Raw genomic sequence first — 1,080 nt, 5'->3', positions numbered from 1 at the left:
GTGCTGCAAAATTTCACAGCAACGCGGAGCTGGAATTGGCGAAGCCTGACGACAACACTGCACTCATTCACTTCAGCAGGTGTTTTTGCCCTTCCTAAACCCATGGATGAGCGAGTTAAAATTACTCAGGCTAACTTATTGTCAACGCTATTTGATGCAATAATATTCAAGTGCAACCAAAAACCTGAAGCCAGGGATATTGATGCCCAGGGAATCGCCAACCTGCTGTGGGCCATGGCGAAACTGGTAGACAGCGGGCAGGAGCGAAAACCAGGGCTCAACGAGGCTGTGGCCGCACTGTTGCCCCACATGAACGCACAAAAAGACCAATTTATTCCTCAGCATATTGCCAACCTGCTGTGGGCCATGGCGAAACTGGTGGACAACGGGCAGGAGCGGACACCAGGGCTCAATGAGGCCGTGGCCAGCCTATTGCCCAACGTGAATGCACAGAAAGCTCACTTTAAACCACAGGAAATCACCAACCTGCTGTGGGCTATGGCGAAACTGGTGAAGAACGGGCAGGAGCAGACACCAGAGTTCAACGAGGCCGTGGCATCGCTGTTGTCTCTCGTGAACGCTCAGAAAGACCAATTTATTCCTCAGCATATCGCCAACCTGCTGTGGGCCATGGCGAAACTGGTGGACAACGGCCAGAAGCAGACACCAGTGCTTAAAGGGGCTGTGGCCGTGCTGTTGCCCCTCGTGAACGCACAGAAAGACCAATTTATTCCTCAGCATATCGCCAACCTGCTGTGGGCCATGGCGAAACTGGTGGACAACGGGCTGGAGCAGACACCAGAACTCAAAGAAGCCGTGGTCGCGCTGTTGCCCCTCGTGAACGCACAGAAAGACCAATTTATTCCTCAGCATATCGCCAACCTGCTGTGGGCCATGGCGAAACTGGTGGACAACGGGCTGGAGCGGACACCACAGCTCAAAGAGGCCCTGGCCGCGCTTTTGTCCCAAGTGAAGCCACAGAAAGCCAACTTTACACCACAGGCTATCGCCAACCTGCTGTGGACCATGGCGAAACTGGTGGACAACGGGCAGGAGTGGACAGCAGGGCTCAACGATGCA

General features: G+C 54.3%; 1 protein-coding gene. It reads left to right on the top strand.

Annotated features, from left to right (window positions below):
* Window positions 1–1,080 (top strand): DUF1601 domain-containing protein (locus ACO6V1_RS24170; protein ID WP_422469180.1); only part of this gene is annotated, 1,080 nt, incomplete at both ends.

The sequence above is a fragment of the Endozoicomonas sp. ALC013 genome (assembly GCF_049310205.1).
In the GTDB taxonomy this organism is placed as follows: Bacteria; Pseudomonadota; Gammaproteobacteria; order Pseudomonadales; family Endozoicomonadaceae; genus Endozoicomonas.
This window is presented reverse-complemented; position numbering and strand designations above follow the sequence as displayed.